Below are 12,982 nucleotides of genomic sequence, written 5' to 3'. Positions count from 1 at the left end.
CCATGTCGATTTCTGTTGAAAGAACAAACGTTGCGGCTGCGCTCAGCGCAGACGCTCTGGTCGGTGAGCCCGAGGTTCTCGAAGACGAAGCCCTCACCACGGATGCCGCACGAGCCGCCGACGCGAACCTCGCCGAGCAGCCGGCCTGGCTCGCGCTCAAGGCCGCGGCCACCGCGCTGCAGGGCCTGCAGGTGCAAGACGGCAGCGTTCCCGACGCCGACTCGCGCGCGGAGGCCGCGGCATCCGTCGCCATCATCGTCGCCGCGATCGATGAACTCACTCCGCTGTTCGCCCACGACGCCGCCTACCTGGCGGCCGTCGTCGTGGACTTCGAGAAGTGGGTGGCGGCCGGTTTCGGCGTGCCCGACTTCTTCGATGCGCTGCAGGCATTCCAGCCGCAAAAGCATCGGGTGAACGGGCTGCGACACCTCGTGGTGTTTCCGATGTACACCCAGAACGGCAGCACCAGCCGGCTCGTCGAGGCGGTGCTGATCGAGGTCATCTGGCCCGAGTTCATCGCCGAGCTCGAACAGCAGTACACCAACGCGCTGTTCGTACCGATTCGGTTTCTCGACTTCACCGCGGGTTACGACACCAACTCCGCCGTGCTGTTTCCCGAGACCGTCGCGATGCGCGAGATACCCACGTTCACGTGGGGCGCCATTTTCGCCGACCGCGAGGCCGCCCGCTTTCGCCGGGTGGTCGGCGCGGCCGCCCAGATCACGCGCCTGCAGCTGCCGGCGGATGCCGCGGTACTGCTGCACGATCAGCACCTCACCGAAGAAACCTTCGTGATGTGGGATCTCATCCACGACCGCACGCATATGCGCGGTGACCTGCCCTTTGATCCGTTCATGATCAAGCAGCGGATGCCGTTCTTCCTGTACTCGCTCGAGGAACTGCGCTGCGATCTCACGGCCTTTCGTGAGTCGGTGAGCATCGAACGCGACGATGAGGCGAGCCCCGAGGCGCGCCAGCACGCGAAACTCGTGCAGTATGCGGTTATTTTCGACCGCATCTTTCGCTTCGCGATCACCGGCAGCCGGGTGCGCAACTACGACGGCCTCGGCGGGCAGCTACTGTTCGCGTGGATGCATCAGCACCACGTGCTGCACTGGACCGACACCCGCCTCACCGTCGATTGGGACGCCGTTCCCGAGTGCGTCATCGCCCTCGGCGCCCGCATCGATGAGCTCTACTGGGCCTCGATCGACCGGCCGAAGAAGGCGCACTGGCTCGCCGCCTACGCGATGATCGCCGAGACCCTCACCCCGAATCCGGCCTCGCGCTGGGCCCGCGGGCTGAGCTACGAGGTACTGGCCGGAGCGCCGAAGGGCTACACCGACGAGGTGCTCGACGACGAGTTTCCGCTGTCGATGTTCTTCGAGGCCCTCGAGAAGAAGATGAAGGTCGTCATCGCCTCGACCGTCGGCATCACGGCGCATGACTGACCCGGGCGCAGTTGCGGGCGTCGCTGGTCGTCTCGTGCTGATCGCCGGGGCGAGCAGCGCCGCCGGGCGGGCCGTCGCGAGCGCGCTGACGGATGCCGGCGCCCGCGTCATCGCCGTCGGCTCCAACGCCGCCCGCCTGGCACCGGTCGCCGCCGCGGCCCGCTACGAGTGCGATCTCGCCAACTTCGAAGCGGTGACTGCCCTTGCCGACCGGGTGCACGCCGAGCACGGACCCGTAGATGGCCTCATTCACCTTGTCGGCGGATGGCGCGGCGGCGGCGGCCTCGCCGGCCAGACCGATGAGGACTGGGATTTTCTGCACGACCACGTGCTGACCACCCTGCGCAATACCACCCGGGTCTTCAACGCCGACCTGCTGGCGTCGTCGGCCGGCCGGCTCGCGATCGTGTCGAGCGTCTCGGTCGACAAGCCCACCCCGGGCGGTGCGAACTATGCCGCGGCAAAGGCCGCCGCCGAGACCTGGGTGCGGGCGATCGGCCAGGGCTTCGCGAAGGCCGGGGACGCCGCTGCGACGGCCATTTTCGTCGTGCGCTCCCTCGAGGGGCTCGAGGCCGAACTGGCGACCCGGGTGGTGGGACTCTGGGCCGAGCCCGCGGCAGCCGTCAACAACACCCGCGTCACCCTGGCGGCGCCGTAGCGGTGCGCCCGCGCCTCCGCCGCTCGGCGGAGGCGTAGGGCTAGACACAGGGTCTACCCTTGACAGATGACCCCCGTGGCCCGTTCTGCCGAACCCCTCGACGCCGCGTGGCGTCGACCCCGGCCCAGCGCCCGGGGCTACCGGCGCGACAGCGTGCTCGCCCTGGCCATGCTCGGCGGCACCGCACTGAGCGTGACGCTCACCCGCGCCGCCGGGGTGATGAGCGAGTCGCCCTGGTGGCAGGCCGCGATCTGGGTGGTGCTGATGGCCGGCCCCCTGGCCCTGCGCCGTCGCCTTCCCGAGCTCGTCGCGCTCGTGATCGCCCTCGTCTTCGGGGTCGGCGCCATGTTCGGCGTCGGTGACGGTTTCTTCGCCAGCATCTGCCTCTACCTGGCGATCTACGCCGTGGGCGCCTGGAGCCAGAACCCGGTGCTGTCCCGCTGGGTGCGCCTCTGCATCATCGCCGGCATGTTCATCTGGCTCTTCTGGCAGCTCATCGTGCAGGCCAACCAGGCCACCGCGATGCCGGATCTGTCGCGTGACGGCATTTTTTCCCCATATGCCGCTTTCGGCATGCTTCAGGTACTGATCAACCTCCTCTACTTCTGGGCGGCATATTACTTCGGCGACACGGCTTGGCAGTCCGCCCAGCGGGCCGCCGTCCTCGCCGAGCGCACTCGCGAGCTCGCCGCCGAACGCGAGCGTACCGCCGCCCAGGCCGTGACCCTCGAGCGCGTGCGCATCGCCCGCGAGCTGCACGACGTGGTCGCCCACCACGTCTCCGTGATGGGCGTGCAGGCCGGAGCCGCCCGCCGCATCCTCGACCGTGACCCGATAGCCGCCGCCGACGCTCTCGGAGTCATCGAACACAGCGCCCGCAGCGCCATCGACGAGCTGCAGACGATGCTCGGCACCCTGCGCGCCGACGACGACCCGGCCGGGGCCCGCCCGGCCAGCCAGAGCCCCAGCACCCACACCGTCGACCATCTGCCTGACCTCGCCGAGGAGAGCCGGGCCGGCGGCGTGCCCACCGCGCTCAGCATCATCGGCGATCCCCGGCCCGTGCCGGGCACCATCGGCCAGAGCATCTACCGGGTCGTGCAGGAAGCCCTCACCAACACCCGCAAACACGCCGGTCGCGGAGCGAGCGCCGAGGTACGGCTGCGCTACGAGACGGATGCCGTGGAGGTCGAGATCACCGACACCGGCAGCGGACCGCGGGTCACCGCGAGCAGCGCCGTGCCCACACACGCGGCGAGCGGCTGCGGGCTCGGCCAGCGCGGCATGCGGGAACGGGTGCTCGCCGTCAACGGTCAGCTTCACCTCGGAGCCCGTCCGCGCGGCGGCTACATCGTGCGCGCCCGGTTCCCGCTGCTGTCGACCCAGCCCCTCCCGCAGCCGCTCGGCGCGACCGCCCCCGAACCGGAGCCCGCCGCGTGAGTGCGCCGCTCTCGCTGACCGAGCGGGCCGCACCGATCCGGGTGCTGCTCGTCGACGACCACGCCATCGTGCGCGCGGGCTTTCGCACCATCCTCGAATCCGAGTCCGGCATCGTCGTCGTCGGCGAGGCCGCCGACGGCCTCGCGGCCATCACCCAGGCACGCCGGCTGACCCCCGACGTGATCTGCATGGACGTCGAAATGCCCGGCCTCGACGGACTCACCGCGACCCGCACGATCGTGGCGGATCCCGCCATCCGCTCGGCCGTGCTGATGCTGACCACCTTCGACCGCGAGGACTACCTGTTCACCGCGCTTCAGCATGGGGCGAGCGGTTTCCTGCTGAAGAACTCCAGCCCCGAGGCCCTCATCGACGCCGTGCAGGTGCTCGCCCGGGGCGACGCGCTGCTGTCCACCGATGTCACGCGGCGGGTGATCGAGCGTTTCGTGGGCCGACCCGCGGCATCCGTCGCCGTGCCTGCGGCGGCCAACCTGGCACCGCTCGCCGACCTCACCGACCGCGAGCGCGAGGTTTTCCTGCTCCTCGCCCGCGGCCTCAGCAACCAGGAGATCGCCCACACCCTCTACGTGGGCGACGCCACCGTGAAATCCCACGTCTCCAAGGTGCTGCTCAAGCTCGTGCTGCGCGACCGGGTCCAGGCCGTCGTCTTCGCCTACGAGCACCAGCTCGTCTGAGGTCTGCTCACCGGCACCTCACGGTCCAAGCAGCGCGAGTGGAATCACGGCGATGCCGTCGGGCCGCCGGTACGCGACCTTTCCGGTCGTGATGACGGCCGAATCCACGAGATCTGGGCCGATCTCTTTGGCCAGCCAGCGCAGGTGACGAGTGTCCTTGTCGTCCACGGTTCCCGAAAGTTTGACTTCGAGCGCAAGCACACGGCCATCGGGTCGCTCAACAATGAGGTCCACTTCATGGTCGCCTCTGTGGGTCCGCAAGTGGTGCACAGACGCCCCGGATGCCTGCGCGTAGGCACGCACGCTCAGAGTCACGAGTGACTCGAACAGCGCCCCCAGCAATGGACCATCTCGCAGCTCGGGCGGGCCGATGTCGGCCTGACTGATGAGCGCATCCGCTGACACGCGCAAGAGTCGAGCGGCCAGTGCCGGATCCGCGAGCTGGTGTTTCGGAGCCTGTCCAAGCCCGCTGAGACGATTTCTGCTCGGGAGCCAGCCAGGAACCTGATCCAGCACCCACAGCTTCGCGAGCACTTCTCGGTAGTCCTGCGCAGTGGAGCGCGACGGCTTCGCCGAGTCCCCCGGGGTGGCCGCGCGGATGATGCTGTCATAGCTTGCCGTGGTGGAGCTCGCGGCAGCGTACGCCGCCAGCCAAGCGCGAAGAGAGGCTGGTCGCCGGACCGTGTAGCCGGCGTCTGGAAAGTCGTGCTCGACGATAGCAGCGAGATAGCCATCGAGCGTCTCCGATCGGTAGCTCTCCGGCTGAAGCCGGATCGCGGGGAACCCGGAGCGCGTGATCTCGGATGCGTAGTCCACGAGCGTCACCGCGCTTTCCCCTGTCACAATTGGGGACGAGCCTGACAAGAGTTGTCCCAGCGACACGGTTGGGGGAGTGATTCCTCGTTCGGAGAATGCCATCGGCCTCATGCGCAGGTGCACGATGCGACCGGCTCCGGAATGGGTCGGCGCTTTCGTCGGGGTCGCGCTGCCTGCAAGCAGGTACTGGCCGGGCCGCGAATCGTGGTCTACATTTCGTCGAACGGTGTCCCAGACGGTCGGGTACAGCTGCCATTCGTCGAGCAGGACAGGTTTAGGCAACCGAGCCAGCCGCTCCCGGTCCGCCTGCAGCAGGATGAGCTGGTCGGGATCGTCGAGTTCAATGACAGAGGCAGCTCGTCGCGAGGCCGTCGCCGTCTTACCGACAGCTTTCGGTCCGTCTATGGCGATCGCGGGCAGTCCCGCGAGCATCGCTGTCAGCTCTGCATCTACGATTCGGGGCGCGTAGTCCATAACTGACCTTACCATTTCGTCGATCCATACTGCACCGTTTCGTACAGCCATACTTTACTGTTTTGCGTCATCAAACTGCATAGTTTTGCAGATCCTGGTCGGGCAGCGGGGTCTTGACCACACGCAACCAATCTGCCTCTCCCCCCAGCGACGGATGCGCCCCCGCCGCCCTCTGCGTACCGTGAAGAGTACATATAGACGCGGTACACAGAACGAGAGGGTGCACATGCTCGACATCAGGGGCGTCAGCAAGAGCTACGGGGCCCGGCAGGTACTCAGCGACGTGAACTTCACCGTCGCCGACGGCCGCATGACCGGCTTCGTCGGCGCGAACGGTGCCGGCAAGACCACCACCATGCGCATCATCCTCGGCGTGCTCGCGCCCGATGAGGGAACCGTATTCATCGACGGAACCGCCGTCACGGCGAGCGACCGACGACGCTTCGGCTACATGCCGGAAGAACGCGGCTTGTACCCAAAGATGAAGGTCGCCGAGCAGCTCGTTTACCTGGCGCGCCTGCACGGCCTGTCGCCGGCATCCGCTCAGCGCAACACCACCAGCCTGCTCGAGCAGCTCGGCCTCGGCGAGCGCCGTGACGACCTCGTCGAAGCCCTCTCGCTCGGCAATCAGCAGCGCGCGCAGATCGCCGCCGCCCTCGTGCACGACCCTGAATTCCTGGTGCTCGACGAGCCGTTCTCGGGTCTCGACCCGATTGCCGTCGAAACGGTGATGACCGTGCTGGCCGGCTACGCCGCCGGCGGCACTCCGGTGCTCTTCTCCTCGCACCAGCTCGACATCGTCGAACGGCTCTGCGACGACCTCGTGATCATCGGCGACGGCAGCATCCGCGCCGCCGGATCCCGCGAGCAACTGCGCGAGGACCACACCAGCGCTCGCTTCGAAATCCAGACCCTCGGCGATGCCGGTTGGATGCGCGACCTGCCCGGCATCGACGTCGTCGACTTCGACGGCGGTTGGGCCGTCTTCGAGGCCGAGACGGATGCTGCCAGCCAGCACGTGCTCAGTGAGGCCGTGTCCCGCGGCCCGGTCACCGCTTTCACCCGTCAACGGCCGAGCCTGGCCAGCATCTTCAAGGAGGTCGTGCAGTGAGCGTCACGGAAAAAGCGAGCACCCGGGGCACACCGACCTCGCCGCAACGCTCCACGGCGCCGAGCGTCGCCCAGAGCGTCTGGCTGGTCGCCACCCGCGAGATCCTGGTGCGGCTGCGTAGCAAGGCCTTCCTCATCTCGACCGGAATCCTGCTGCTGATCTCCGTCGGAGCCGTCGTCGCCGGCGGCATCGCCAGCCAGGACACGAGCCTCGACACCGTCGCCGTGGTCGGCTCGGCCGAAGCCGTCGTCGAGAGCACCGGCGCTTTCGAGATCATGGCGGTCGATACCGTCGCCGACGCCGAAGCCCTCGTGCGGGACGGCACGGTCAAGGCGGCGATTGTTCCGAGCGACAGCGCGGATGCCGTCCTTCCCGTCACCGTGATCGCCCTCGATTCCGCTCCGCTGGATGTGACCGGTGCCCTGAGCGTCAGCCCCGAGGTGCAGCTGCTCGACCCGGCCGAGCAGGGCGGCGGCATCGCCTACCTTGTGGCGCTCGCGTTCGGCATCGTCTTCCTGATGAGCGCGACCACCTTCGGCGGCACCATCGCGCAGAGCGTCGTCGAAGAAAAGCAGACCCGCATCGTCGAGATCCTGATGTCCACGATCTCGGTGCGCGCCCTGCTGGCCGGCAAGGTCCTCGGCAACAGCATCATGGCCTTCGGGCAGATCGTGGCCATCGGCCTGTTGGCCGCGGGCGGCATGGCCGTCACCGGGCAACGGGTGCTCCTCGCCGACGTCGGGCCGGCGATCGGCTGGTTCGTGGTGTTCTTCGCTTTCGGCTTCGTGCTGCTCGCGGCACTTTACGCGGCGACCGCGTCGATGGTCTCCCGGCAGGAAGACGTGGGTTCGGTCACCAGCCCGGTGCTGTTCCTCACGATGATCCCGTATTTCCTCGTGGTCTTCTTCAACGACAACCCCCTCGTCGTCGCGATCATGTCCTATGTCCCGTTCTCCGCCCCGGTCAGCATGCCGCTGCGCATCTTCCTCGGCACCGCCGAGTGGTGGGAACCGCTGCTCGCGCTCGTGGTTCTGGTCGCCTCCACCGTGGTCGTGATCCTGCTCGGCTCCCGCATCTACTCGAACTCGCTGCTGCGCATGGGCGCCCGGGTCAGCCTGCGTGACGCTCTGAAGCGATAACCGCACCGCGCGAACGACCCCTGCCGCCGCCGCGCCGGTCGCGCTAGCGTTGTCATCACGGCGACGAAGGGGCGGGGCATGCTCGACATCAGGGGCATCACCAAGCGATACGGCACCAGGCAGGTGCTCACCGACGTGAGTTTCACCGTGGGCAACGGCCGCATGACGGGCTTCGTCGGCGCCAATGGCGCCGGCAAGACCACCACCATGCGCATCATCCTCGGCGTGCTCACGGCCGATGCCGGCACGGTACTCATCGACGGAGCACCGGTTACCGCGAGTGACCGCCGCCGTTTCGGCTACATGCCCGAAGAGCGCGGCCTGTACCCCAAAATGAAGGTCGCCGAACAGCTCATCTACCTGGCCCGCCTGCACGGCCTCACCCCGCACGCGGCGCTTCGCAACACAACCGACCTGCTCGAACGCCTGGGACTGACCGACCGCAGCAACGCCCTCGTCGAATCGCTCTCACTCGGCAACCAGCAACGCGCCCAGATCGCCGCCGCCCTCGTGCACGACCCCGAATTTCTGGTGCTCGACGAGCCCTTCTCGGGCCTTGACCCGATCGCGGTCGAGGTCGTGATGGGGGTACTGGCCGAATACGCCGCCGGCGGCGCCCCCGTGCTGTTCTCCTCACACCAGCTCGACATCGTCGAACGGCTCTGCGACGACCTCGTCATCATCGGCGACGGCGAAATCCGAGCCCAGGGCGCCCGCGAAACCCTGCGCGACGAATACAGCAGCCCCCGCTTCGAGATTCGCACCCACGGCGACGCGAGCTGGATTCGCGACCTTCCCGGCATCCGCATCGTCGACCTCACCCTCGACGCAGCCGGTGGCCACGTGGTCTTTGAAGCCGAGACGGATGCCGCGAGCCAGCTCGTTCTGCAGCAGGCGATCGCGCGTGGTCCGGTTTCGGCCTTCAACCACCAGCGCCCGTCACTCGCCAGCATCTTCAAGGAGGTCGTGCAATGACCGACAAGCACACCAACACCGGCAGCATCAGCACCGAGCTGCACGCATCCGCACACCATGTCGGCCGCCGGGTGCACACCGCGCCGACCGTCGGCCAGAGCGTCTGGCTCGTCGCGTGCCGAGAAATCATCGTGCGGCTGCGCAGCAAGGCGTTTCTCATCTCGACCGGAATCCTGTTGCTGATCTCCGTCGCATCCGTCATCGTCGGCGGCATCGCGGGCCAGAACGCCACGCTGCCCCAGGTGGCCGTGGTCGGCAATGCGGCCATGGTCGTCGAACAGACCCAGGCCTTCGACACGATCTCGGTCGACACCCAGGCCGCCGCCGAGGCCCTCGTGCGCGACGGCACGGTCACGGCCGCAGTCGTGCCGGCCGAGGGCGAGGGCTCGCTGCTCGACGTCACCGTCATCGCCCTCGACACCCCGCCGACCGCGGTACTCACGGCCCTGAGCGTGAGCCCCGCCCTCACACTGCTCGAACAGGGCGCACCAAACGGCGGCCTCGTCTACCTCGTCGCGATCGGTTTCGGCCTGGTCTTTCTGATGTCCGCGGTCACCTTCGGCTCGACGATCGCGCAGAGTGTCGTGGAAGAGAAGCAGACCCGGGTCGTGGAGATTCTCATGTCGACCATCTCGGTGCGCGCCCTGCTGGCCGGCAAGGTGCTCGGCAACAGCATCATGGCCTTCGGGCAGATCGTGGCGATAGGCCTGCTCGTGTCCCTCGGCATGGCCGTGACGGGGCAGCAGACACTGCTCGCCGACGTCGGTCCGGCCATCGTCTGGTTCGCGGTCTTCTTTGCGTTCGGATTCGTGCTGCTCGCCGCCCTGTACGCGGCAACGGCGTCGATGGTCTCCCGGCAGGAGGATGTCGGTTCGGCGACCGCCCCGGTGATGGTGCTCGTGATGATCCCCTATTTTCTGGTGATCTTCTTCAACGACAACCCGGCCGTGCTCGCCGTCATGTCCTACATTCCGTTCTCGGCGCCGGTCGGCATGCCGATGCGCATCTTTCTTGACTCGGCACTGTGGTGGGAACCGCTCGTGTCGCTGGCGATTCTGCTGGCCGCGACCGGCATCGTCATTCTGCTCGGCGCCCGCATCTACGCCAACTCCCTGCTGCGAATGGGCGCCCGGGTGCCCCTGCGCGAAGCCCTCAAGCGCTGAACGCGCACAGACGCGGCGCAGTCCCGTGTAGCAGACTAGACGCGTGACCCAACTACATGATCTGCACCAGCGTGGTTTCGCCTCCGACAACTACTCCGGCATTCATCCGGAGATCCTCGCCGCGATCACGGCCGCGAACGGCGCGCACCAGATCGCCTACGGCGACGACGTCTACACCGCCCGCCTGCAGCAGGTCTTCGCCCGACACTTCGGCGAGGGCACCCTCGCCTTCCCCGTGTTCAACGGCACCGGCGCGAACGTGACCGGCCTGCAGTCGATGCTCCCCCGCTGGGGCGCCGTGATCTGCGCGGCCACCGCCCACATCCACAACGACGAGGGCGGCGCGCCAGAGGGCGTCGGCGGCTTCAAGTTGCTGCCGATCGTCACCCCCGACGGCAAGCTCACCCCCGCCCTGATCGACCAGGAGGCCTGGGGCTGGGGCGACGAACACCGCGCCCAGCCGCTCGTCGTCTCGATCACCCAGAGCACCGAACTCGGCACCGTCTACACCGTCGACGAGGTGCGGGCCATCGCCGACCACGCCCACAGCCACGGCATGACCCTGCACATGGACGGCGCCCGCATCAGCAACGCCGCCGCGAGCCTCGGCGTACCGCTCGCCGCCTTCACCAGCGAAGCCGGCGTCGACGTGCTGAGTTTCGGCGGCACCAAGAACGGCATGATGCTCGGTGAGTGCATCGTGGTGCTGAACCCCGCCGCATCCGTCGGCCTGAAATACCTGCGCAAATCCAACATGCAGCTCGCGAGCAAGATGCGCTTTATCTCGGCGCAGCTGATTGCGCTGCTCGACGGCGACCTGTGGCTGCGCAACGCGAGCCACGCCAACAAGATGGCCGCGCGCCTGCGCGGCGCCGTCGAACGCGGGCAAGCGGATGGCGCCCTCACCGGAATCAGCTTCACCCAGGCCACCCAGGCCAACGCGATCTTCGCCGTGCTGCCGCCCGGAGTGGCCGACCGGCTGCGTGAGTCCTTCCGCTTCTACGACTGGAACCCGGCGACCGGCGAGGTGCGCTGGATGTGCGGGTTCGATACCACCGAAGACGACATCGACGCCTTCGTCGCCGCCCTCAGCCAGGAACTGGTGTCCGCATGAGCCCCGACCCCGTCTTCGCCGACGACCAAACCCCCGACGCGCTCCCCGCCGGGCACTCCGTGACGTTTGCCGACCGGCCCTGGCTTGCCGCCTACGCCGACGGTGTTCCCGACGCCATCGCCGAGACCACCCAGACCTTGACCGACATGATGGATGCCTCGGTGGCCCGTTTCGGGGCATCCGTCGCCCTCGATTTCTTCGGCGCTACCACCACGTATGACTCCCTCGGCGAGCAGATCTGCCGGGTCGCGAACGGCCTGCGCAAACTCGGCGTGCACAAGGGCGACCGGGTCGCGCTCGTGCTGCCGAACTGCCCGCAGCACGTCGTGGCGTTCTACGCGGTGTTGCGCCTCGGCGCCATCGTCGTCGAACACAACCCGCTCTACACCGACCGCGAGCTGCGTCACCAGTTCGAAGACCACGGCGCCCGCGTCGCGATCGTCTGGGACAAGGTTTACGACACCGTGCGTGCGTTTCCGAAGGACATGGGGGTGAGCGATGTCGTCACCATCGACCTCACGCGCGCCATGCCGCTCTCCAAACGGCTGCTGTTGAAGTTGCCGATTGCGAAGGCCCGCACCTCACGCGACGCCCTCACCTCCGGGCCGCAGAAGGGCGCCATCGAGTGGAGCTCGCTGACCGGCGCCCGCAAGCTGCGCTCGACGCATCCCCGGCCTGCCCTCACCGACACGGCCGTGCTGCAGTACACGAGCGGTACGACGGGCACCCCCAAGGGCGCCATTCTCAGTCACTACAACCTGCGGGCCAACGCCGCGCAGGGCTCGGCCTGGGTCGTCGGCCTGCGACCGGGCGGCGAAACCGTCTACGCCGTACTGCCGATGTTCCACGCCTACGGCCTCACACTGTGCCTCACCTTCGCGATGAGCATGGGCGCCCGCCTTGTGCTGTTTCCGAAGTTCGACGTGGATCTCGTGCTCGACGCCGCCAAGCACACCCCGCCCACGTTCCTGCCCGCCGTGCCCCCGATCTACGACAAGCTCGTGACCGCGGCCGCCGCGCGCAAGGTCAGCCTGCGCGGCACCCGCTTCGCGATCTCCGGCGCGATGAACCTGCCGGTGTCGATCGTGGCCCGCTGGGAAGACGCAACCGGCGGCCTGCTCGTCGAGGGCTACGGCATGACGGAGGCCTCCCCGATCGCCGCCGGCAACCCGATCGGACCGAGCCGGCGCCCCGGCACGGTCGGCGTGCCGTTTCCGAGCACGGACATCCGCGTCGTCGACCCCGCGAACCCGACCACGCTGCGCGGCTTCAATGAGGAGGGCGAGCTGCTGATCCGCGGCCCGCAGGTCTTCAGCGGCTACTGGGACCGCCCGAGCGAGACCGCTCAGGTGCTGCTGCCCGGCGGCTGGTTGCGCACCGGCGATATCGCCAGGGTCAGTGATGACGGTTTCATCACCATCGTCGACCGCATGAAAGAGCTCATCGTCACCGGAGGCTTCAATGTGTCTCCGTCCGAGGTGGAAGAGGCCCTGCTCTCCCACCCCGATGTCGCGGATGCCGCCGCCGTCGGCCTGGCGAGCAAGACCGGCGGTGAGGATGTCGTCGCGGTCGTGGTGATGACGGCCGGCGCCAAGCTCGACGTCGACCTGCTACGGGACTACTGTCGCACTCGGCTCTCGGCGTACAAGATTCCGAAGCGCATCGTGGAGGTCGACGACCTGCCCCGCTCGCTCATCGGCAAGGTGCTGCGCCGCGAGGTGCGCAACCGCCTGCAGGGCAACTAGCCGCGCCCGGCACGGCGCCGGTTGAGCCGCGAGCTTGCGAGCGGTCGAAACCGAGGCGGGCCACGTCCGAGGCTCGGCTCGCCAGGTTTCGACCAGCGCGCTTCGCGCGCAGGCTCAACCAGCGAGGCTCGTGGCGCGCTCCCGGGCGTCGCGGCACTCGTTACGCCAACCGGCACTCCGTGCAACACGTGCCGGCTGACC

The 12,982-nt window shown here is 68.0% G+C and carries 11 protein-coding genes; 10 read left to right on the top strand and 1 reads right to left on the bottom strand.

The window, feature by feature from the left end; genetic code table 11:
- The first annotated feature begins 2 nt into the window (after positions 1-2).
- From E3T55_RS15030 to E3T55_RS15015, 4 genes are all read left to right on the top strand, one after another.
- On the top strand, positions 3-1,451 hold the full coding sequence (locus tag E3T55_RS15030) for a DUF6421 family protein (RefSeq protein ID WP_134520361.1): 1,449 nt from the start codon (positions 3-5) through the stop codon (positions 1,449-1,451).
- A complete protein-coding gene (locus E3T55_RS15025; protein ID WP_134520360.1) occupies positions 1,444-2,109 on the top strand; it encodes an SDR family NAD(P)-dependent oxidoreductase in 666 nt (221 codons plus the stop codon). The genes E3T55_RS15030 and E3T55_RS15025 overlap by 8 nt, the downstream gene beginning before the upstream one ends.
- Before the next feature lie 66 nt (positions 2,110-2,175).
- Positions 2,176-3,549, top strand: a complete 1,374-nt coding sequence (locus tag E3T55_RS15020) for a sensor histidine kinase (protein ID WP_134520359.1) — start codon at positions 2,176-2,178, stop codon at positions 3,547-3,549.
- Positions 3,546-4,244, top strand: coding sequence for a response regulator (locus E3T55_RS15015; protein ID WP_241993083.1), 699 nt, complete (start codon positions 3,546-3,548; stop codon positions 4,242-4,244). Before E3T55_RS15020 ends, E3T55_RS15015 begins: the two co-directional genes overlap by 4 nt.
- A gap of 18 nt (positions 4,245-4,262) precedes the next feature.
- On the opposite strand, the gene E3T55_RS15010 is transcribed toward E3T55_RS15015, so the two are convergent.
- Positions 4,263-5,534: an ATP-binding protein gene (locus E3T55_RS15010; protein ID WP_134520358.1), complete on the bottom strand. Its 1,272-nt coding sequence runs from the start codon at positions 5,532-5,534 to the stop codon at positions 4,263-4,265.
- Positions 5,535-5,760: 226 nt separating this feature from the next.
- Between E3T55_RS15010 and E3T55_RS15005 the strand changes: the two genes are divergently transcribed.
- The 6 genes from E3T55_RS15005 (at position 5,761) to E3T55_RS14980 (ending at position 12,781) form a co-directional block, all read left to right on the top strand.
- On the top strand, positions 5,761-6,645 hold the full coding sequence (locus tag E3T55_RS15005) for an ABC transporter ATP-binding protein (protein ID WP_134520357.1): 885 nt from the start codon (positions 5,761-5,763) through the stop codon (positions 6,643-6,645).
- Positions 6,642-7,784 carry an ABC transporter permease gene (locus E3T55_RS15000; protein ID WP_134520356.1) on the top strand — a complete coding sequence of 381 codons (1,143 nt, stop codon included), beginning with the start codon at positions 6,642-6,644 and terminating at the stop codon, positions 7,782-7,784. The genes E3T55_RS15005 and E3T55_RS15000 overlap by 4 nt, the downstream gene beginning before the upstream one ends.
- Positions 7,785-7,862: 78 nt before the next feature.
- On the top strand, positions 7,863-8,759 hold the full coding sequence (locus E3T55_RS14995) for an ABC transporter ATP-binding protein (protein ID WP_134520355.1): 897 nt from the start codon (positions 7,863-7,865) through the stop codon (positions 8,757-8,759).
- Positions 8,756-9,922 carry an ABC transporter permease gene (locus E3T55_RS14990; RefSeq protein WP_134520354.1) on the top strand — a complete coding sequence of 389 codons (1,167 nt, stop codon included), beginning with the start codon at positions 8,756-8,758 and terminating at the stop codon, positions 9,920-9,922. The genes E3T55_RS14995 and E3T55_RS14990 overlap by 4 nt, the downstream gene beginning before the upstream one ends.
- A 43-nt stretch (positions 9,923-9,965) precedes the next feature.
- The gene (locus E3T55_RS14985) at positions 9,966-11,036 is read left to right on the top strand and encodes a threonine aldolase family protein (protein WP_134520353.1); all 1,071 of its coding nucleotides are present in this window, start codon (positions 9,966-9,968) and stop codon (positions 11,034-11,036) included.
- Complete coding sequence (locus E3T55_RS14980; RefSeq protein ID WP_134520352.1) at positions 11,033-12,781, top strand: long-chain-fatty-acid--CoA ligase; 1,749 nt, start codon at positions 11,033-11,035, stop codon at positions 12,779-12,781. The genes E3T55_RS14985 and E3T55_RS14980 overlap by 4 nt, the downstream gene beginning before the upstream one ends.
- Positions 12,782-12,982: the final 201 nt, after the last annotated feature.

Origin of the sequence: Cryobacterium frigoriphilum (assembly GCF_004403305.1) — a bacterium.
GTDB classification, from domain to species: domain Bacteria; phylum Actinomycetota; class Actinomycetes; order Actinomycetales; family Microbacteriaceae; genus Cryobacterium; species Cryobacterium frigoriphilum.
The sequence above is the reverse complement of the archived record's forward strand: the minus strand, read 5'-3'. Positions and strand labels throughout refer to the sequence as shown.

Excerpts from the sequence above, each read along its gene's own strand:
- E3T55_RS15030 (WP_134520361.1), top strand. The coding sequence starts at position 3 with ATGTCGATTTCTGTTGAAAGAACAAACGTTGCGGCTGCGCTCAGCGCA.
- E3T55_RS15025 (WP_134520360.1), top strand. The coding sequence starts at position 1,444 with ATGACTGACCCGGGCGCAGTTGCGGGCGTCGCTGGTCGTCTCGTGCTG.
- E3T55_RS15020 (WP_134520359.1), top strand. The coding sequence starts at position 2,176 with ATGACCCCCGTGGCCCGTTCTGCCGAACCCCTCGACGCCGCGTGGCGT.
- E3T55_RS15010 (WP_134520358.1), bottom strand. The coding sequence starts at position 5,534 with ATGGACTACGCGCCCCGAATCGTAGATGCAGAGCTGACAGCGATGCTC.
- E3T55_RS15005 (WP_134520357.1), top strand. The coding sequence starts at position 5,761 with ATGCTCGACATCAGGGGCGTCAGCAAGAGCTACGGGGCCCGGCAGGTA.
- E3T55_RS14995 (WP_134520355.1), top strand. The coding sequence starts at position 7,863 with ATGCTCGACATCAGGGGCATCACCAAGCGATACGGCACCAGGCAGGTG.
- E3T55_RS14990 (WP_134520354.1), top strand. The coding sequence starts at position 8,756 with ATGACCGACAAGCACACCAACACCGGCAGCATCAGCACCGAGCTGCAC.
- E3T55_RS14980 (WP_134520352.1), top strand. The coding sequence starts at position 11,033 with ATGAGCCCCGACCCCGTCTTCGCCGACGACCAAACCCCCGACGCGCTC.